Origin of the sequence: Pseudomonas sp. FDAARGOS_761 (assembly GCF_013343155.1) — a bacterium.
GTDB classification, from domain to species: Bacteria; Pseudomonadota; Gammaproteobacteria; order Pseudomonadales; family Pseudomonadaceae; genus Pseudomonas; species Pseudomonas aeruginosa.
The window spans coordinates 1,494,593-1,513,825 of sequence record NZ_CP054572.1 but is presented as its reverse complement, the minus strand read 5'-3'; the positions used below and the strand labels follow the sequence as shown (position 1 = coordinate 1,513,825).

At 66.2% G+C, this 19,233-nt stretch carries 18 protein-coding genes and 1 pseudogene; 2 read left to right on the top strand and 17 right to left on the bottom strand.

Going from position 1 to position 19,233, the window contains the following annotated elements; genetic code table 11:
- Positions 1–29: 29 nt before the first annotated feature.
- Together FOC67_RS07225 and FOC67_RS07220 are read right to left on the bottom strand one after the other, a co-directional pair.
- Positions 30–809, bottom strand: a complete 780-nt coding sequence (locus FOC67_RS07225; protein ID WP_003145264.1) for an SDR family oxidoreductase — start codon at positions 807–809, stop codon at positions 30–32.
- A 5-nt stretch (positions 810–814) separates the two neighbouring features.
- Complete coding sequence (locus FOC67_RS07220) at positions 815–1,246, bottom strand: heme-binding protein (RefSeq protein WP_003082743.1); 432 nt, start codon at positions 1,244–1,246, stop codon at positions 815–817.
- Positions 1,247–1,330: 84 nt separating this feature from the next.
- On the opposite strand from FOC67_RS07220, the gene FOC67_RS07215 reads away from it, so the two are divergent.
- A complete protein-coding gene (locus tag FOC67_RS07215; protein WP_003082741.1) occupies positions 1,331–2,239 on the top strand; it encodes a LysR family transcriptional regulator in 909 nt (302 codons plus the stop codon).
- A 3-nt stretch (positions 2,240–2,242) separates the two neighbouring features.
- Here FOC67_RS07215 and FOC67_RS07210 read toward each other — a convergent pair whose 3' ends face one another.
- From FOC67_RS07210 to phnW, 14 genes and pseudogenes are all read right to left on the bottom strand, one after another.
- Entirely contained in the window at positions 2,243–4,171 is a 1,929-nt protein-coding gene (locus FOC67_RS07210; protein ID WP_009314862.1) for a DNA/RNA non-specific endonuclease, read from the bottom strand.
- Positions 4,172–4,257: 86 nt separating this feature from the next.
- On the bottom strand, positions 4,258–5,805 hold the full coding sequence (gene ilvA, locus FOC67_RS07205) for a threonine ammonia-lyase, biosynthetic (RefSeq protein ID WP_003082739.1): 1,548 nt from the start codon (positions 5,803–5,805) through the stop codon (positions 4,258–4,260).
- On the bottom strand, positions 5,802–6,209 hold the full coding sequence (locus FOC67_RS07200) for an SgcJ/EcaC family oxidoreductase (protein WP_003082737.1): 408 nt from the start codon (positions 6,207–6,209) through the stop codon (positions 5,802–5,804). The genes ilvA and FOC67_RS07200 overlap by 4 nt, the downstream gene beginning before the upstream one ends.
- A 265-nt stretch (positions 6,210–6,474) precedes the next feature.
- The gene (locus FOC67_RS07195; RefSeq protein WP_003082734.1) at positions 6,475–6,987 is read right to left on the bottom strand and encodes a prealbumin-like fold domain-containing protein; all 513 of its coding nucleotides are present in this window, start codon (positions 6,985–6,987) and stop codon (positions 6,475–6,477) included.
- Positions 6,988–7,046: 59 nt separating this feature from the next.
- The gene (locus FOC67_RS07190) at positions 7,047–7,379 is read right to left on the bottom strand and encodes a YqjD family protein (RefSeq protein WP_003082731.1); all 333 of its coding nucleotides are present in this window, start codon (positions 7,377–7,379) and stop codon (positions 7,047–7,049) included.
- Positions 7,380–7,507: 128 nt separating this feature from the next.
- The gene (locus tag FOC67_RS07185; RefSeq protein ID WP_009314863.1) at positions 7,508–9,706 is read right to left on the bottom strand and encodes a TonB-dependent siderophore receptor; all 2,199 of its coding nucleotides are present in this window, start codon (positions 9,704–9,706) and stop codon (positions 7,508–7,510) included.
- A 238-nt stretch (positions 9,707–9,944) separates the two neighbouring features.
- A complete protein-coding gene (cyoE, locus tag FOC67_RS07180; protein WP_003082726.1) occupies positions 9,945–10,835 on the bottom strand; it encodes a heme o synthase in 891 nt (296 codons plus the stop codon).
- Positions 10,836–10,845: 10 nt separating this feature from the next.
- A complete protein-coding gene (gene cyoD / locus FOC67_RS07175) occupies positions 10,846–11,181 on the bottom strand; it encodes a cytochrome o ubiquinol oxidase subunit IV (protein WP_003109258.1) in 336 nt (111 codons plus the stop codon).
- A complete protein-coding gene (gene cyoC / locus FOC67_RS07170; RefSeq protein ID WP_009314864.1) occupies positions 11,181–11,810 on the bottom strand; it encodes a cytochrome o ubiquinol oxidase subunit III in 630 nt (209 codons plus the stop codon). The genes cyoD and cyoC overlap by 1 nt, the downstream gene beginning before the upstream one ends.
- Positions 11,811–11,813: 3 nt before the next feature.
- Complete coding sequence (cyoB, locus tag FOC67_RS07165; protein ID WP_003082705.1) at positions 11,814–13,790, bottom strand: cytochrome o ubiquinol oxidase subunit I; 1,977 nt, start codon at positions 13,788–13,790, stop codon at positions 11,814–11,816.
- A 6-nt stretch (positions 13,791–13,796) separates the two neighbouring features.
- Positions 13,797–14,792, bottom strand: a complete 996-nt coding sequence (gene cyoA, locus FOC67_RS07160; protein ID WP_003082702.1) for a ubiquinol oxidase subunit II — start codon at positions 14,790–14,792, stop codon at positions 13,797–13,799.
- Between the two features lie 626 nt (positions 14,793–15,418).
- Positions 15,419–15,595, bottom strand: a pseudogene (locus FOC67_RS07155) (MFS transporter); the annotation flags it as partial.
- 76 nt (positions 15,596–15,671) lie between these two features.
- The gene (phnX, locus tag FOC67_RS07150; protein ID WP_003100114.1) at positions 15,672–16,499 is read right to left on the bottom strand and encodes a phosphonoacetaldehyde hydrolase; all 828 of its coding nucleotides are present in this window, start codon (positions 16,497–16,499) and stop codon (positions 15,672–15,674) included.
- A gap of 35 nt (positions 16,500–16,534) precedes the next feature.
- The gene (gene phnW / locus FOC67_RS07145) at positions 16,535–17,650 is read right to left on the bottom strand and encodes a 2-aminoethylphosphonate--pyruvate transaminase (RefSeq protein ID WP_009314865.1); all 1,116 of its coding nucleotides are present in this window, start codon (positions 17,648–17,650) and stop codon (positions 16,535–16,537) included.
- 167 nt (positions 17,651–17,817) lie between these two features.
- Between phnW and FOC67_RS07140 the strand changes: the two genes are divergently transcribed.
- Complete coding sequence (locus tag FOC67_RS07140; protein WP_003109262.1) at positions 17,818–18,678, top strand: LysR substrate-binding domain-containing protein; 861 nt, start codon at positions 17,818–17,820, stop codon at positions 18,676–18,678.
- A gap of 9 nt (positions 18,679–18,687) precedes the next feature.
- On the opposite strand, the gene FOC67_RS07135 is transcribed toward FOC67_RS07140, so the two are convergent.
- Positions 18,688–19,212 carry a DUF2937 family protein gene (locus FOC67_RS07135; RefSeq protein WP_009314866.1) on the bottom strand — a complete coding sequence of 175 codons (525 nt, stop codon included), beginning with the start codon at positions 19,210–19,212 and terminating at the stop codon, positions 18,688–18,690.
- Between the last annotated feature and the right edge of the window lie 21 nt (positions 19,213–19,233).

Genomic DNA, 19,233 nt, shown 5'->3' with positions numbered 1-19,233 from the left:
GCCGCCCTCCCCGGCGCAGCGGCAGACCGCTACAGGCGGCGCTGCCAGGCCTGCACCTGCTCGTCCTTGACCACCTCGACGAAAGCTTCCGGCAACAGGGTGCGGAACGGTCCTTCGTCGGCCTCGGCCAGCTCGACCATCCGCGCGATCATTTCCTCCGGATCGTACTGCTCGAAGGGAAAGCGCACGCCGCTGTGGTCGGTGAAGTGACGCTGCGGGTCGTACCAGCGTTTCCAGGTTTCCATCATGCGATCGTTGAAACCGGTCTGGTACGGGCCGGGATTGATGGTGCCGACCTGGATGCCGAACGGCTTCAGCTCGGCATGCAGGGCCTCGGCGAAGGCCTCCAGGGCATGCTTGGAGGCGCAGTAGGGGCCGGTATAGGGACCGGTGATCAGGCCGGCGATGGACGACACGAAGAGCACCTTGCCGCCACGCTTCTGCTCGACCATGCGCCGGACGAAACCCTGGGTCAGTTCCAGGTTGGCGAACACGTTGGTCTCGAACAGCGCGCGCACCAGTTCCAGCGGGATCTCCGCGCTGGCCCCGGCCTCGGCGCTGCCGGCATTGTTCAGCAGCACGTCGATATCCCATTCCCAGGCGCGTTCGCGATCGGCGGCGACGGTGATGTCGAGGGTTTCCACCCGCAGCGGGACGCCACGCCGCCCGGCCTCTTCGCGCAGGTCGGCGGCCTGCCCGGCGCCGCGCACGCCGGCGATCGTCCGATGGCCGCGGGCGGCCAGGCGCAACGCCACTTCCCGACCGAAGCCGCTGCCGGCCCCGGTCACCAGGATTCGCTTCTGTTTCATCTCGATTACCTCTGGATTGTTGCCATGGCCACGGCGGCCTCGGCGATGGATTGGTCCTGGGCCGCGCTGGCGCCGGAGACGCCGACGCCACCCAGGCAGGAACCGCCGGCATCGCCCAGCGGCATGCCGCCGGCGAAGCAGGCCAGCCCGCCGTTGCTCTGCTCGATGCTCCACAACGGCTGGCCCGGCCCGGCGAGTCGGCCCAGCTCGCCGCTGGGCAGGCGGAACAGCGCGGCGCTGCGCGCCTTGCGCTGGGCCAGGTCGATGGCACCGGGAACGCTGTCGTCCATCCGTACGAACGCCAGCAGGTTGGCATGGGCGTCGACCACCGCGACGCAGACCGCCAGGCGCTGCCGCTGCGCTTCGGCAATGGCCGCCGCGATGCAGCGTTGGGCATGTTGCAGAGACAGGTGGGTAGACATGGCCGGCGTCCTCATCGAGTGCTTGCGGGCCAGTCTAGAAAGGTCGAAGCTTTAACAGAACCGACCTTCTCCTACGTAGACTTTCAAGTTTTTCTAACAATGAATCGACGCGATCCCCTCGCCGGCCTGCACGTCTTCAGGCAGGTCGCCGACACCGGCAGCTTCACCCGCGCCGCCGCCCTGCTCGGGGTGACGCCGGCGGCGGTGAGCCAGGCGATCAACCAACTGGAAGCCGAGCTGCGTCTCAAGCTGTTCCACCGCACCACCCGCGGGGTCAGCCTGAGCGAGGCCGGGCAGCGCTACCACGAACAGACCGAACAGCCCTACCGCGATCTGGTGCGCGCCCGCGAAGCGCTCGGCGAAAGCCTCGCGGAACCCTCCGGGCAGTTGCGCATCAGCGCCCTGCACCTGGCGAAGAACCTGGTGATCGCACCGATGCTCAACGAGTTCGTGCGACGCTACCCGAAGGTGCAACTGGAGATCCGCTACGAGGACCAGTTGGTGGATATCGTCAGGGAACGGCTGGATGCCGGCATCCGCCTGGCCGACGCCCTGCAGCCGGGCATGGTCGGGGTGCAACTGACAGCGCCGCTGGCGTGCCTGCTGGTGGCCACTCCGGCCTACCTCGCCGAGTACGGTACGCCGGCCAGCGTCGCCGACCTCGATGGGCATGCCGCCGTGCGCTTCCGTTTCCCGCGCAGCGGCCGCCTGCACAAGTGGCGCTTGCGGGAAGACGGGCGGGAACTGGAAGTGGACCTGCCGGCACGCTTCGTCAGCACCGACACCGAGACGATCATCGAGGCGGCCCGCGCCGGCGCCGGGATCGCCCAGGCATTCATCCGCGAGCGGGTCGCCGCGGACCTCGCCGCCGGGCGCCTGGTGGAAGTGCTGCCTGGCAGTTGCCTGCCGCTGCCGCCGATGTGGCTGTATTACCTGAACCGCCGCCACGTACCGGCCAAGCTGCGCGCCTTCATCGAACTGCTACGCGAGTGGCGGCAGCCGGCCTGAACCTCAGCGGCCCTTGCCGGCCGGCCCCGGCCGGCTCAGCAGAAGGTCGTCCGGTCCGTCGATCTCGATGAAGCGTCCGCTTTCCAGCGCCTCCTCCAGCGGCGTGCCGGCGAGCACGTCGGCCTTGCGCAGGGCGCTGGAGAAACGCAGGTCGGCGCTGGCCTCGACCTTCGCCAACGGCACCTGGTAGGTCTTGAACGCACCGTAGCGGAAGCCTTCGCTGGGCATCATCCCTTCCTGCCCCAGCAGGTAGGCGGACACTCCCAGTTCGCCGCTGTCGGCGTCGATCATCGCCACCACCTTCCAGAACTCCAGCGGCACCTGCACGCCCTGGTAGAGCGGATCGTCGTCGCGGAACACCGGGCCGGTGAACACCGAGATGCGGAAGCCCTCGCTCCTGGCGTTCTGCAGCACGTAGTCCTCCAGCGACAGCCAGCTGCGCTGGTTGAGCTGCGCCACCTGGGGCACCGCGTTGGTGTAGACGAAGGTGTCGTCCTCGGCCTGCCGGGCGATGGCATCGCTGTCGCCCCAGCCGGGATCCTCGCGACGCACCATGTGGCCCTTGTCGAACGAAGCCGGACCGTAGAAGTCCTTGTGTCCGACCTGCGCGGCCGCCTCGATGCGCGGGTCGAAGCCCCAGGAATCCTTGCGCTTGAGCGAACGCTTGAGCGCGCCGTCGATATTCACCGCGGTGAGGATCGGCAAGCGCCGGCTGGCGCTCATCACCACCGAGAAATGCAGATAGTCCAGGCGCGTGCCCTTGCCCACCGGCAGCACCTGGTGGCTCTTGCCCGGCTTGGGCAAGGTCGCCTTCGGCCCGAGGAAGGCCTCGTCGAAGCCCTTGCGCTCGGCCAGGTCGGCGACGCTGCGCTGCTTTTCCTGGAAGCGCGGCGCGCCGCGCTTCAGCTCCGCCCCGGCCACCGGCACCCAGGCGCGACGCGCCAGCAGGCTGCGGATCACGCTGGCCTTCACCGCATAGTTGGTCTTGCGGAACTGGCCGCCGAAGTGCAGGCCGACCACCTCGCCGCCGTCGATCGAAAGCACCGCCGAGCCAGAATTGCCGCCCAGGGTCGAGCAGTCGTGGGTGAGGTACCAGGCGTCATGGGGCAATCCCACGACTTCGCCGGGAGCGAAACGCTTGACGTCGTAGATGTTGCCGAAGATATCTTCCATCGCCCCGGCGTCGTTGCGGCTGTCGCGCGCCGGATAGCCGACCACCGCCACCGCCTGGCGCGGCTCGGCATCCTGGCGCGCGAGGACCAGCGGCGGCGGCAGCAGGTCGCCCTTCACTACCTGGAGGATCGCCATGTCCGGCGCCTCGGAGACGTCCGGGGCGATCCACAGGACCCGCGCGATCACATGCTCGTCGCTTTCCGGCTGGCGGTATTCCTCGCGGAAGTCCACGCGGGTGCGTACCTGCTTGCCAGCCTGGTTGAGACGGAAGCGGAACAGGCTGCCCTGGCGTTCGGCGAACAGGCTGGCGACATGCCGGTTGGTGACGATCAGGTCGTCCTCGATGCGCCAGCCGGTACCGCACCAGTCCATGCTGTCGTGGTCGATCAATTCCAGCCGACCGACCGAGCGGATCGGCGTGGCCAGCGCGGCGCGATGCTTCTTCAGGCGCTGCTCCAGGCCGGCCAGCGGCGCTTCGTCGAAGATACCGTTCTTCACCAGCAGCACCGGCCGGCTCTTGAGCAGGACGATCGCCTCGCTGAAGCGCCGCGAGTCGAAGAACGAGGCGTCGGATTCCGGCGACACGCTCTTGCCCAGGTGGTCGGCGATCTGCTCGCGGCTGGCGTTGTACGCCGGCACGTTGCTCCACTCACCGCGGGCGGCGAGGTGGGCGAGTTCCTCGCGGGTGCCCTTTTCCTTCAGTACCGAGCAGACCCGCAGTTCTTCCGGCGTGGCCCGCCGGGGGTTGCGCTTGCGCATGGCCATGTCCCTCGCTGGGCGGATATCCCTGGCAGGAGTCTAGCCGAGGGACATGACAGGGCCATGTCCCGCTGGCGGAGCGCCGCTCAACCGGCGAATAGCCGGTAGGCCGGGTTGTGGGTTTCCTCCCAGTACGGATAGCCGATGGCTTGCAACGCCGCCTCCAGCTCGCCGCGCTCCTCGTCCGGCACCTGCAATCCGGCCAGCACCCGACCGTCGGCGGCGCCGTGGTTGCGGTAGTGGAACAGGCTGATGTTCCAGCGCGAGCCGAGCTTGTCGAGAAAGTTCAGCAAGGCCCCGGGGCGTTCGGGAAACTCGAAGCGGAACAGCCGCTCGCGGCGCACCTCGGTACCGTGGCCGCCGACCATGTGGCGGATGTGCAGCTTGGCCATCTCGTTGTCGGTCAGGTCGAGTACCGGGAAGCCCTGCTCGCGCAGGCCGGCGAGCAGGTCGGCGCGACTGTCGGTGAGCGGATGGGTCTGCACGCCGACGAACAGGTGGGCCTGGCGGTCGCTGTGGTAGCGGTAGTTGAACTCGGTGATCTGGCGCCGGCCCAGCGCCGCGCAGAAGGCCTTGAAGCTGCCCGGCCGCTCGGCCACGGTGACAGCGATGATCGCTTCGCGCTGTTCGCCCAGTTCGGCGCGCTCGGCAACGTGGCGCAGGCGGTCGAAGTTGATGTTGGCACCGGAGTCGATGGCCACCAGGGTCTGCCCCTCGGTGCGTTCGCGGGCCACGTACTTCTTGATTCCCGCTACGGCCAGGGCGCCGGCCGGCTCGGTGATCGAACGGGTGTCGTCGTAGATGTCCTTGATCGCCGCGCAGATTTCGTCGCTGCCGACGGTGATCACCTCGTCGACGTGGTCCTTGCAGACCTCGAAGTTGCAAGCGCCGATCTGCGCCACCGCCACCCCGTCGGCAAACAGCCCGACCTGGCCCAGCACCACCCGCTCGCCGGCGGCCAGCGCTGCCTGCAGGCAGTTGGAATCCTCCGGCTCGACGCCGATCACGCGGATATCCGGACGCAGGTGCTTGACGTAGGCGGCGATCCCGGCGATCAGGCTGCCGCCGCCGACCGGCACGAAGATCGCGTCGAGGCGGCCGCTGTGCTGGCGGAGGATCTCCATCGCCACCGTGCCCTGTCCGGCGATCACGTCCGGATCGTCGTAGGGTGGGACGAAGGTCATGCCTTCGCGCTCGGCCAGTTGCAGGGCATGGGCCAGCGCATCGGGGAAGGCGTCGCCGTGCAGCAACGCCTCGCCGCCGCGCGCCAGCACGCCCTTGACCTTGAGTTCGGGAGTGGTGCGCGGCATCACGATCACCGCCCGCACGCCCAGGCGCTGCGCCGCCAGGGCCAGGCCCTGGGCATGGTTGCCGGCGGAGGCGGTGATCACCCCGCGGGCCTTCTGCTCGTCGCTCAGGCGCGCGACACGGGTATAGGCGCCGCGGATCTTGAAAGAGAACACCGGCTGCAGGTCCTCGCGCTTGAGCAGCACCCGGTTGCCCAGGCGCTGGGACAACTGCGGCGCGACCTGCAAGGGGGTTTCCACGGCGACGTCGTACACCGGCGCGGCCAGGATGCTTTCCACGTAGCCGGCCAGCAGGGGTTTGCTTGCGCTGAGGGTCGAGGCGCTCATCGGCTGGCCTCCGCGCTCGCCGCCACCGAGGCCAGCAGGTCGGTGCCGTAGGAGTTGTCCACCGCGCAGCGCCACTGGCCATCGGCCTCCTGGCGGAACACGTAGGTGGCCCGACGTTGCAGGCGTCCGGCCTTCGACTCGATCACCGCCTCGGCCATGACCAGCGCCGTATCTCCCGCCTCGATCACCCGCAGGTCGTGCTGGCGCACTCGCAGGCTGTGCTCGAAGTGCCGGGCGATGGCGTCGAACGCCTGGCGGATCTGCGCCTTGCCGCAGGCGTTGAGGCCCGGCTTGACCACCAGGGTGGCGTCGTCGCAATAGAAATCCATCAGGGCATCGAACTGCCCGGCATTGATCAGGGCGTCGGCCCGGCCAACGAGGTTCTGGAGGGTCTGGTGCTGCATGCTGTTCTCCCGGTTCGGTGGTTTTGGCCCAGGAGACAGAACGAAGAACCCGCCTCGAGGGCGGGTTCGGAGTGGACGCTGGCTAACCCGCCATAGCTGGAATGGCGGTAATAATGCTGCGGCGGGTAAGCAGGGTCGCGAAGGTCATGGGTATCGAAACTACGGCGCCGCCCTGTTGGCTGTCAAGCGGTCCGGCCGCGCCGGCAGGAAAAAGCCCCTGCCGCGATGGCAGGGGCTTGCCGTTTTGGCCGAGCGCCGCCGGAGATCAGCGGGTCAGCAGCACCTTCTGCGGCTGCGAGCCGCTCACGGTGACCAGCTTGGTGACGGTGCCGCCCTCGGTGATGGTCTTGCCATCGCTCTGGGCGCTCCAGGTCAGTTCGCTGGAAATGTAGTAGGTGCCGTTGGGGATGTGGTCGAAGTCGAAGCGACCGTTCTGGTCGGTGGTCGCCTCGCGCACGTAGGTGGCGCGTCGCGGGTCGAGCACCGGCGGTTGCACGTCGGGATCGCGCTTGGCGGCATCGAGGTTGCCGAACTTCGCGTAGTAGGCCTTCATGTAGCTGGTCGCAGGCTCCAGGGTGACCTTGGTGTTGGTCCCCTTCTGGATCGCACCCGACGCGCTGGTCAGGTACAGGTCGCCGTTGATCACGCCCTCGCCCACCTGCTGGGTCGCCGCGTATTCATGCTCCGGGAAATCCGGCAGGTCGTTGGGGTTGGAGGCGCAGGCCGCCAGGGCCACGGTCATGGCCAGGAGGCCGAGGTTCTTCTTGATCGAAAGCATGGGCAATTCCTTTTTTCAAGCGAAGGTAACGAGTCCGTTGTGCGGCACCGACCGCGTGCTCAGGAGCGGCGCCCGAGCAGGAAGCCGGCGAGCAGGCCCACCGCGGTGGTGATGGCCACGGTCTGCCAGGGATTGGCGCCGATATAGCTTTCCGTCGCATCCACCGCGTGGCGGCTGCGTTCGGCCACGGCGCTACCGCCCTTGCCGAGGGCATCGTTGGCCTTCTCCAGCAGCGCGCCGATCCGCGCACGGGCGCTGTCGGCCTTGTCGCCGGCGAAGGCGGCGCTGTCGGCGAGCATGCTGTTGGCTTCGGAGAGCAGTTCCTGCAGCTCGCTGTAGCTCTGGTGCTGGATCTGCTCGAGGTTGTCTTTCACTGCGTTTTTGCGTGCCATCGAAGAGGCTCCCTGAAAAATGACTTGCAAAGGAGTTGATAGGCGCCGCAGTGAAAAAGTTCAGAGGAAATCGCCGGGAAGAACCGGCGCCCAGGCAGTGGGCGCCGGCTTCCATGGCCTGCCTGCCGTCAGAACGCGTAGATCGCCGAAAGAATCGCCGTGCGACCGTCGCCATACTCGATGGCCGAGGAGCGCGACTGGTTGCCGTACACCTGGCGCACCCGCTCGACGTAGGCCTTGTCGAACAGGTTGTCGAGGTTGAGTTGCAGTTTCAGGTCGCGCGTCGCCTGGTAGCCGAGCATCATGTTGTGCACCCAGTAGGCATCCAGCTTGCCGTTGTCCACCGAGGTGACGTTGCGCTGGCTGACGTAGCGTGCGCCATAGCCCAGGGTCACGCCCTCGGGCAGTTCGTAGGTGCTCCAGAGGCTCAACGAGCGCGGCGGGGTATTGCCCAGTGCCTGTCCCTCGCGCTGCGGGTTGCTGGATTTCAGGGTTTCGCTGTCGAGGTAGGTGTAGGTGGCGAAGAGGTCCCAGTGCTCGTTCAGCTTGCCGCTGGCGCTCAGCTCCAGGCCACGCACGCGCTGTTCGCCGGCAAGCACGTAGCTGCCGTCGGCCAGGCGTTCGCGGGCGTCTTCCTTCTTCACCTGGAACAGCGCCGCGTCCAGCTCCAGGCGCCGTCCGAGGAACTCCCACTTGGTGCCCAGCTCGTAGGTGCTGTTCTTCTCCGGCGCCAGGCCTCCGGTCGCCTCGGTCACGCCCGAGCCGGTGGTGACCAGGTGTTCCGCCGAGGGGTTGAAGGAGGTGCCGTAGGAGACGTACACCCGCCCGTTCTCCAGCGGCTTGAATACCAGCCCCGCCCGTGTGCTCAGCTTGCCGTCGGAACTGTCGGCGCGCACCGTCGGCTTGCCTGAGGGCGTGCTCCGCGAGGTGCCGTCGATCCAGTCGTAGCGCAGGCCCAGGCTGAGGTCCCAGCGCTCGTCCAGGGCGATGGTGTCGAAGGCGTACAGCGCCTTGACCTCCAGTTCGGTCCGGTTGCGCGCGCTGTCGCGCTTGTCGGTGGGGCCGTTCCAGTAGCCCGGCGGGTTGTGCAGGTCGAAGCCGTTGGCCGGGTAGAACTTGCCCAGGTTGTAGGAGTAGGTGGTGCGGTCGTAGGTCTCGCGGGACAGCTCGAAGCCGCCGATCAGCGTATGCGCCAGGCCGAAGGTGTCGAAGCGGCCGGTGAGGTTGGTCTGGTTGATCCACATCCGCGTCTTCGAATCGCGCCCGTAGGCTTGCGGTCCCGCCGGCAGGTAGCGCCCCGGCGGCAGGCCCTTCTGGTTGACGTGGGAGGCGGAGATCACCGTGTCCCGATGCAGGTGGGAATAGCGGATGAGGTTCTGCAACTGGAAGTCGTCGCTGAAATCGTGTTCGAGCTTGAGGGTGGCGACGTCGTTGTCGTTCCGCTCCTCGTCCAGGTTGCGCCAGCCGAAATAATCGTGGCGGCTGACGCCGTCCAGCTTGCGCCCGTTCAGCGCCGGCACGCCATAGTCGGGAAGGTTGTCGTCGCGTTGGTGGAAGTAGCTCAGGGTCAGGCGGGTCGGGGTGTCCAGGCCGAAGGTCAGGGATGGCGCGATGCCCCAGCGCTGCTTGTCGATCTGTTCGCGCCCGGCGACATCGTTGTGGTGGGCCATGAGGTTGAGGCGGAAGGCGGTCGACTCGCCGAGCCCTTCCAGCGGCTGGTTGGTGTCCAGGGTCAGGCGCCGGTAGCGGTCCGTGCCCAGCCCGGCGCCCAGGTGGGTGAAGGCTTCGGCCTTGGGCTGCTTGCTGACCATGTTGATGCTGCCGCCGCTGGTGCCGGCGCCGCCGAACACCGAGTTCGGTCCCTTGATCACTTCCACCGCCTCCAGGTTGAACAGGTCGCTGCGGCTGGTCTGGGCGCTGTCGCGCAGCCCGTCCACCTGCATGTTGGCGTTGGCGCTGAAGCCGCGGATGTTGATGCTGTCGCCGGAACCGCCGCCGCCTTCGCCGGCGTTGAAGGTGATGCCGGAGACGTTGGACAGCACCTGGCGCAGGCTCAGGGCGTTCTGCTCCTGGATCACCTTTTGCGGCACCACCGTGACGGTCTGCGGGGTATCCAGCAGCGGCACGGCGTACTTGGCCGAGGCCGAGCGTTCGACCCTGGACGAGGCCTGCTCGCCGGTGACCGTGTCGGCTCCCAGTTCCAGGGGATCGTCCTTGCGCGCCGCGTCCTCGGCCAGGGCCGGCGAGGAGCAGGCGGCCATCAGCAGCATCAGCGGCGCCAGCGGGCGTTTGGTGGGCAAGGGGGACGGCTCGTTGCGACGATCCATGAAGTACTCCATCTTGGTTATTGAGAATCATTGGCATTTGATTGATGGAGGGTTTTTTCCACAAGCCGGACAGCTCCGAAAAAGCTCCCGGAAAAATCTGATAACCAACGGCAGAGTCCCGGAACAGAGGGCTCGCCGCGCGGCCCTTCTGCCAGGCGGCGACCGCATCCCTGCCATCGCGCAGACAAAAAAAAGCCCCGCCAATCGACCGGCGGGGCTTTCCCTAAAGCGTGTCGCCTCAGAACAGCGAGGCGACCAGATGAGTGGCGGGCGCCACCTGGAAGTCGATGGACATCATCACGCTCAGCGCGGTGATGGCGACGATGGAGAAGGCGAACAGCTTGCGCGCCCAGACCCGGTCGTCGGCGGTCCAGTAGCCGGTCAGGGCGATGGCCAGCCACCACAGGCTCACCGCCACCGCCACCAGCAGGTAGCCGTAGCCGGCGTAGCCGCCCAGGCACAAGGCGAGGGTCGCCGCCATGAAAGCGAGGATGTAGAGCACGATGTGGATCTTGGTCACCGCGATGCCGCGCGCCACCGGCAGCACCGGGATGCCGGCCGCCTCGTAGTCCTTCAGGCGGAAGATGGCGATGGCATAGGAGTGCGGCATCTGCCACAGGCAGAAGATCGCCAGCAGCGAGGCGGCGCCGGCGTCGAACTGGCCGCTCACCGCGCAGTAGCCGACCACCGGCGGCATCGCCCCGGAGAGGCTGCCGACCAGCGTGCCGTACTGCGAACGACGCTTGAACCACAGGCTGTACAGGCCGACGTAGACGAAGTAGCCGAAGCCGGCCAGCGCGGTGGTCAGCGGGTTGGTCCGCCACCACAGCAGGCCGAAGCCGGCGACCCCGAGGACCAGGCCGTGGGCCAGGGCAGCCTTCAGCGAGATCTGCCCGGTCACGGTGACCCGCCCGCGGGTCCGCTCCATGTGCCGGTCGATGTCGCGGTCGATGCAGTTGTTCAGCACGCACCCACTGGCGACCACCAGCGACAGGCCGATGACCGTGGCCAGCAACAGCATCGGCTCGACGCTGCCGCGGGCGGCGAGGAAGTATCCCCCCGCCACCGCGATCAGGTTGCCGAAGATGATTCCCGGCTTGGCCACCAGGAGATAGCGTTTCAGCTTCACGTCATGGCCCTCAGGGCATCGGCATCATCAGCATGTCGGCGCTGAAGATGATCCACAGCGAGAGACCGACCACCAGCAGGATGACGATCACCGTGAAGATGAACGCCATCACGTTCCAGCGCCCTTCCGACGACATGTTCATGTGCAGGAAGCAGATCAGGTGCACCACCACCTGCACCAGGCCGAGGACGACCATGGTGAGGATGGTGGCGTGGCGCGAGAAGCCGCCGTCCATGACCATGTAGAACGGGATCGCGGTGAGGATCACCGAGAGCACGAAGCCGATCGCGTAGGAACCCAGGCTGCCGTGGCCGGCGCCGTGGTTGTCGTGTGCAGCGCTGCTCATTACAGGGCCCCCATCAGGTAGACGACGGTGAAGACGCAGATCCAGACGATGTCGAGGAAGTGCCAGAACAGGCTCAGGCACATCATCCGGGTGTTGTTCTGCGCGGTGAGGCCGCGGGTCCAGATCTGCGCCATCAGCACCAGCATCCACAGCAGGCCGGCGCTGACGTGCAGGCCGTGCATGCCGACCAGGGTGAAGAAGGACGACAGGAAGGCGCTGCGGCTCGGGCCGAAACCTTCGGCGATCAGGTGGTGGAACTCGTTGATCTCCATGCCGATGAACGCGGCGCCGAGCAGGAAGGTGACCCCGAGCCAGGCGATCGCCTGGCCCTTGGCGCCCTTGTGCGCGGAGAGCATGGCCAGGCCGTAGGTGCAGCTGGAAACCAGCAGGATGGCGGTTTCCACCAGCACGTAGGGCAGCTCGAAGATGTCCTTGCCGCTGGGGCCGCCGGCGGTGTGGTGAACCAGCACCGCGTAGGTGGCGAAGACGCTGGCGAACAGCACGCAGTCGGTCATCAGGTAGAGCCAGAAACCGAATACGGTGTTGCCGCCGCTATCGTGTGCATGATCCTGGTCGTGGCCCACTTCGTGGGCGTCGGCCAGATGCTTGTTCAATACTGCCGTCGACATGGTTCAGACCTGCTTGGCGAGTTGCTGGAAACGGGCGCTTTCGATCTTCTCGATCTCTTCGGGCTGGACGTAGTAGTCGACGTCCTGGTTGTAGCTGCGCACGATGAAGGAGCCGATCATGCCGACGAAGCCGACCGCCATGAGCCACCAGATATGCCAGATGGCGGCGAAGCCGAAGACGAAGGCGAACACGGCGATGGAGAAGCCCGCGGCGGTGTTCTTCGGCATGTGGATCGGCTGGTAGGCCGGCAGCTTGCGGTAGGCGGTGCCGGCCTTCTTCATGTCGTGGAAGGCATCCACGTCCTGTACCTTCGGCAGCTCGGCGAAGTTGTAGAACGGCGGCGGCGAGGAAGTGGCCCATTCCAGGGTGCGGCCTTCCCACGGGTCGCCATTGACGTCGGCCAGTTGCTTGCGGTTGCGGACCGAGACGAACAGCTGGATCAACTGGCAGGCAATGCCGCAGAAGATCAGCACGGCGCCGAAGAACGCGACCACCAGGTACGGCTTCCACAGCGGGTTGTCGTAGTGGTTCAGGCGACGGGTCATGCCCATGAAGCCGAGGATGTAGAGCGGCATGAAGGCCATGTAGAAGCCCACCAGCCAGCACCAGAAGGAGCGCTTGCCCCACTTCTCGTCGAGGGTGAAGCCGAACGCTTTCGGGAACCAGAAGGCGAAGCCGGCCAGGTAGCCGAACACCGCGCCGCCGATGATGGTGTTGTGGAAGTGGGCGATCAGGAACAGGCTGTTGTGCAGCAGGAAGTCCGCGCCCGGGATGGCCAGCAGGACGCCGGTCATGCCGCCGATGGTGAAGGTCACCATGAAGCCCAGGGTCCACAGGATCGGCGTGCTGAAGCGCAGGCGACCCTTGTAGATGGTGAACAGCCAGTTGAACAGCTTCACCCCGGTGGGGATCGAGATCAGCATGGTGGCCACGCCGAAGAAGCCGTTGACGTCACCGCCCGAACCCATGGTGAAGAAGTGGTGCAGCCACACGGTGAAGCCGAGGAAGGTGATCGCGGCGCTGGCCCAGACCATCGACTTGTAGCCGAACATGCGCTTGCCGGCGAAGGTCGCGGTGACCTCGGAGAAGATACCGAAGGCCGGCAGGATCAGGATGTACACCTCGGGATGGCCCCAGGCCCAGAAGAGGTTGATGTACATCATGGCGTTGCCGCCAAGCTCGTTGGTGAAGAAGTGCATGTCCAGGTAGCGGTCGAGCGACAGCAGGCCCAGCGCAGCGGTGAGGATCGGGAACGAGGCGACGATCAGGATGTTGGCGAAGGTGCAGGTCCAGGTGAAGATCGGCATCTGCATCAGCTTCATGCCCGGGGCACGCATCTTGAACACGGTGACCAGGAAGTTGATCCCCGTGAGCAACGTGCCCATCCCGGATATCTGTAGCGCCCAGATGTAGTAATCCACCCCTACCCCGGGGCTATAGGCCAGCTCCGACAGCGGCGGATAGGCCACCCAGCCGGTACGGGCGAATTCGCCCAGGCCCAGCGACACGTTGACCAGCATGGCGCTGACCACGAGCAGCCAGAAGCTCAGCGAGTTGAGGAAGGGGAACGCCACGTCGCGCGCGCCGATCTGCAGCGGCACGGCCAGGTTCATCAGGCCGGTCATGAACGGCATGGCCATGAAGATGATCATGATCACGCCATGCGCGGTGAAGATCTGGTCGTAGTGCTCCGGCGGCAGGTAGCCGTGGTTGGCGCCTTCGGCCAGGGCCAGCTGGCCGCGCATCATGATCGCGTCGGCGAAGCCGCGGACCAGCATGACCAGGGCGACGACGATGTACATCACGCCGATCTTCTTGTGGTCGACCGAGGTCAGCCACTCGGTCCACAGGTAGGTCCACTTGCGGTAGTAGGTGATCGCACCGACCACGCCGAGGCCCAGCAGGGCGACGACGGCCAGTGTGACCATGACGATGGGCTCGTGGTAAGGCACGGCCGAGAGTGTCAGTTTCCCGAACATCTGCGCTTACTCCTGGGTACTCGGTTGCATGTGCATGTCCTTCATGTCTTTCATGCCCTGCATGGCTTGCATGTCCATGTCCTGCATGTCGTGACCGGTCATGGCGGCTTCGTGCTCAGCCCCGGCGTGCTCGCCGTGCGCGGCACCCTTGGCGTCGCCGTGGTGCTCGTACTTGGTGAGGATGTGGCCGAACAGTTCCGGGCTGACCGAAGAGAAGTAGGTCGGCGGAACGTTCTCGCTCGGCTTGACCAGCTCCGGATAGGTGCCGATCGACAGGCTGGCCGGTGCCGCCTTGACCTTGGCGACCCAGTCCTGGAAGCCCTGCTCGGAGGTGGCGATGGCCTTGAAGCGCATGCCGGAGAAACCGCCGCCGCTGTAGTTCGCGGAGATACCGTCGAACACGCCTTCTTCGTTGGCGATCAGGTGCAGCTTGGTCATCATCCCGGCCATCGAGTAGATCTGGCTGCCCAGCTGCGGGATGAAGAACGAGTTCATCACCGAATCCGAGGTGATCTGGAAATTCACCGGGGTGTCTTTCGGGAAGGCGATCTCGTTGACCGTGGCGATACCCTGCTCCGGGTAGATGAACAACCACTTCCAGTCCAGCGAAACGGCCTGGATGGTGACCGGCTTGACCTCGGAGTCCAGCGGACGGTACGGGTCGAGCTTGTGGGTGCTTTCCCAGGTGATCCAGCCGAGGATCGCGATGATCACGCAGGGCACCAGCCAGACCACCGCCTCGATGCGGTTGGAGTGGTGCCAGTCCGGCTTGTACTCGGCCTGGGTGTTCGAGGCGCGGTACTTCCAGGCGAACGCCAGGGTCATCACGATCACCGGGATGACCACGATCAGCATCAGCAGGGTCGCGGTAATGATCAGGGTGCGCTCGTCCATGCCCACCTGCCCTTTCGGGTTGAACAGGGTCATGTCGCAGCCGCCGAGCAGCAGCGCGGGCGCCAGGGAAAGCCATTTCAATGCGGCAAACGGGTTTGCTTTGGTCATCTTCCGGCCTTAATCGATGGAAGGAGCGAGTGGTCGCTCATGGATGTCTCCTTGCAAGGCTTGTGGCGGAGACCGCTGGCTTCAGCCAGTTCCAGACATGCAGTCGCCACCGGGGTACGGAACGGCCATTGCCCGGCCACGGGAGAAGGCAAACGGATACCTTTCCCGATTCCGGTGACGGACTCGTTCCACGCGCTGAGTCGTTCCTTGATGAACAGCGTTTTCGAAGCTGTGCCGGAAGAGGCCAAGGGCGGCCAAGGCACGTGCATGCCTGGGCGAGAAGGATTGCCCTTCCCGCCGGGTGATCAGGTCGCAGTTATCGGTCGGCTATTTGTTGTGCAACAGGCAAGGCAGGAACCCATTTATCGCGATGCGGAGCAGAGACTCGCGCGACGCTCGTTGGACCGAAACTGAGCGTCAGTTATTACAATTCATTTCAGCTGAGGAGCCTATGACACATCTTGCAATAGACTTTCTCAAACATAGATAAAGTAGGGCTTTTACCTGCCTGCGACAGGTTGTCGCAGGTCATACCCTAGCACAATAGTTGGAATACGCGAATATTCTTCGCTTCGAGCAGCATAGCGCAAGGAAATCGCCCCCACGCCAGCATCGTGACCCGAGAGTCAGCGTCTATCGGCCTGCAACTGTACCCCTGCCGTTCGTCCAGATGCGCCAACTGTATCCGCCGCCGGGCCGGCGCTAACGCGCAGCCGCCAGATCAGCGCGGCCGGCAGCTCGGCGTCGAGTCCCGCCAGGGAACCAGGCAAGCGATGGGCCGTGACCGCCTGGGTGGCGAGGCGCGCCTGGCGCACCCGACGCCGGCTAGAAAACCGAGGCCGCCGCGATTGCCCGCGGCGGCCTCGGCACAGACGTGGCTCAGTTACCCTGCGGCATCTCGCCGCGCGCCAGGCGCGCATTGATGTCGCGGACCACCGCTGGCAGCTCGGCGATGGTCTCGATCAGGTAGTGCGGACGCGAACCTTCGAACATCTGTTCGATACGCGTCCGCTCGCGCTCCAGTTCGGCCGCCGGCAGCGCCTTGTACTGCTCGTAGGTGAGGCCCAGGGCATTGCCCGAGCAGGTCAGCGCCACCGTCCACATCCCGGCGCGGCGCCCTTCGAGGATACCCGGCCAGGTGTCGTCGACCTTCACGCAGGCCGCCACATCGTCGATCCCCAGGGCGATCACGTTGGCCAGCGCCTGGGCCGGCCATGGCCGGCCGTTGGGCACTTCGTCGGTGGCCACCACGTGGTCGGCGACGTAGCCGTTGGTCTCGGCCAGGGCTACCACCTTCTCCATCACCACCGCCGGGTAGCCGGAACAGGAACCGATCTTCAGGCCCATCCCGCGGAGTTCGGCGATCGCCTGCAGGGCGCCGGGGATCAGCGCCGAATGTTCGGCGATCTTTTCGATCTGCAGCGGCATGAAGCGCTCGTAGATGGCGGTGACATCGTCGTCGCTGGGCAGGCGGCCGAAGACGGCGCGGTAGCGCTCGGCGATCGCCGGGATGTCGCAGAGGGTGCGGATGTGGTCCCACTTGCCCATTCCCATCGGACCGCGCGCTTCCTCCAGGCTGACCTGGACGCCGAATTCGGCGAAGGCCTCGACGAAGATCTGGGTCGGCGCGAAGGAGCCGAAATCGACCACGGTTCCCGCCCAGTCGAGGATGGCGGCCTGGAGGGTGGCTGGCTGGTTGTAATTCATTGTCGTGAACCCTTTTCTGCTCGTTGTCGTTCAGTTCAGATCTCGAGGACTTCCAGTTCGCGCAGCGCCTCGCCGATGGCGGCGACCGCCTGCCGCATCTCCGCGGCGTCGACGTGGCCGATGCAGCCGACGCGGAAGGTTTCCACCTGGGTCAACTTGCCCGGATAGAGGATGAAGCCCTTCTCCCGCACGCGTTGGTAGAAGTCGGCGAAGCGGTAGCGCGGATCGCGCGGCGCGTGGAAGGTAACGATGATCGGCGCCTGGATTTCCGCCGGCAGGAAGCTGCGGAAACCGAGCCGGGCCATCTCGCCGAGCAGCGTTTCGCAATTGCTCGCGTAGCGCCGCTGGCGCGCCGGCAGGCCGCCCTCCTCTTCGTACTGGCTGAGCGCTTCGTGCAGGGCGGCGACCACATGGGTCGGCGGGGTGAAGCGCCACTGCCCGGTCTTGCGCATGTAGGCGTGCTGGTCCTGCAGGTCCATGGCCAGGGAGTGGCAGTTGCCGGCGCTGGCTTCCAGGGCGGCGCTGCGGGCGAAGACGAAGCCCATCCCGGGGACGCCCTCCAGGCACTTGCCGGAGGCGGCGATCAAGGCATCGAACGGAACTTTCCGGGCATCGATCCCGATCGCCCCGAAGGAGCTCATGGCATCGACGATCAGGCGCTTGCCGTGACGCTCGACGGCCTTGGCGATGGCCTCGAGCGGATTGAGGATGCCGGTGCTGGTCTCGCAGTGGATCAGCGCCACATGGCTGATCGCCGGATCGGCGGCCAGCAGGCGCTCGACGTCAGCGGCGGTGGTCGGCACGTTCTCTTCGGTCTCGAAGGTGCTGAAGGGCCGTTGCAGGACCTCGCAGATCTTCGCCAGGCGCTTGCCGTAGGCACCGTTGATCAACACCAGGACCTTGCCGTCGCGCGGCACCAGAGTGCCGATCGCCGCTTCCACGGCGAAGGTGCCGCTGCCCTGCAACGGTACGCAGGTGTGGCTGCCTTCGCCGCCGACGATCTTCAGCAGGCGCTGGCAGACGCTGGCGGTGAGTTCGTTGAAATCGCTGTCCCAGGAGCCCCAGTCGACCATCATCGCCCGACGGGTACGGTAGGAGGTGGTCAGCGGACCGGGGGTCAGCAGGATGGGTGCGCGTTCGGCAGTGCTCATGCTCATTTCCTCTGCGGGAATCGGCGAAAGAAACCGGATCGGGCTTCGCGGCCCGGGCAGACGTTCCGCGCCGGCGTTCCGGGGAAGCCTGGAGACATAAGGTGAGCGCCGCGCTACTATCGTTCAAATTGTTTGTTCCGATGCCAGCCATAAGCCAGGCCGATACTATGAATCTCTTCCAGCTCCGCGCCTTCGACGCCGTCGCCCGCGAAGGCAGTTTCACCCGCGCCGCCGAGCGCCTGTGCATCAGCCAGCCGGCGGTGACCGGACACGTCAAGGCACTCGAGGAGCACTACCAGGTCACCCTGTTCCGGCGCACCGCCCGGCGCATCGAACTGACCGAGGAAGGCTCGCGCCTGGTGGCGATCACACGCACCCTGTTCGCCCTGGAGGAAGAAGCCGAGGCCCTGCTCGACGCCAATCGACAATTGGTCTCCGGCCGCCTCGAGGTCGCCGCCGACGGCCCGCACCTGGTGATGCCGATGCTCGCCCGGCTGCGCGCGAGCTATCCGGGAATCACCGTCAACCTGCGTCTGGGCAACGCCCAGGAGACCCTCGCGGCGCTGCTCAGCGAACACGTCGACGTCGCCGTGCTGACCGAGGTCGAGGCACGTCCCGGGCTGTTCCTGGAGGAGTTGGTGAATTCACGCATCTGCGCCCTGTTGCCTCGCCAGCATCCCTGGTGCGAACGCAGCGAAGGCGTACCGCTGGAAGAACTCGACCAGCAGATCATGGTGCTGCGCGAACCCGGCTCGATCACCCGCCGCACCTTCGACCGCGCCTGCGCCAGCCAGGGCGTGCAGCCGCGGGTGCTGCTGGAGCTGGACAGCCGGGAAGCGGTGACCGAAGCGGTGGCCGCCGAACTGGGCGTCGGCGTGGTGTCTTCCCTGGAGGTCGGCAACGATCCGCGGGTTCGCGCGGTGCCGCTGGTCGGTCCCGAGCTGACCAACTGCCACCTGATCGGCTGCCTGGAGAAGCGCCGCGGCCTGCGGGTGATCAGGGCGTTCCTGGAACTGGCGGCGGCCTGAGTCGCGCCGTCAGCTCCAGTGACGCTCGCGGGTGCGGCGGTCTTCGCCGAAGCCGAACAGCGAGGCCAGCGAATACACGATCAGCTCGGCGATCCAGGCGACCAGCAAGGCGCAGCCCAGGCCCCAGGCGATCACCTCGGGCTTGAGCAGGATCTGGTAGCTGTAGCTGGCATAGGTTTCCATCAGCAACTCATGGTTCGGTGCGCGCAGCATGTGCCAGGCGCGGGCGTACCAGGGCCCCTGCATGGCCTGCCACTCGGCGTCGAGCATGCGCGCGCGGCGCATCAGGCGGTCGAGGTTCTCGCCGTCGCGCTGGAACACCGGATCGCTGTTGCTGCGGTAATGCCTGACCAGTTCCTCCAGGCTGCCGTTGAAGAACTGCCCGGCGGTCTGCTGGAAGCCCTGGATGTTCTGCGCGGCCTCCAGGCGATGGGCGTCGACGCGTTTGGCGTAGTCGTCGATGAAGCCGGGCACCTGCACCCCGAGCAGCAGGCCCAGGGTGAACAGCACCAGTCTCAGGTAACTGCGGAACATGCGCTCTCCTCGTCCACGGCG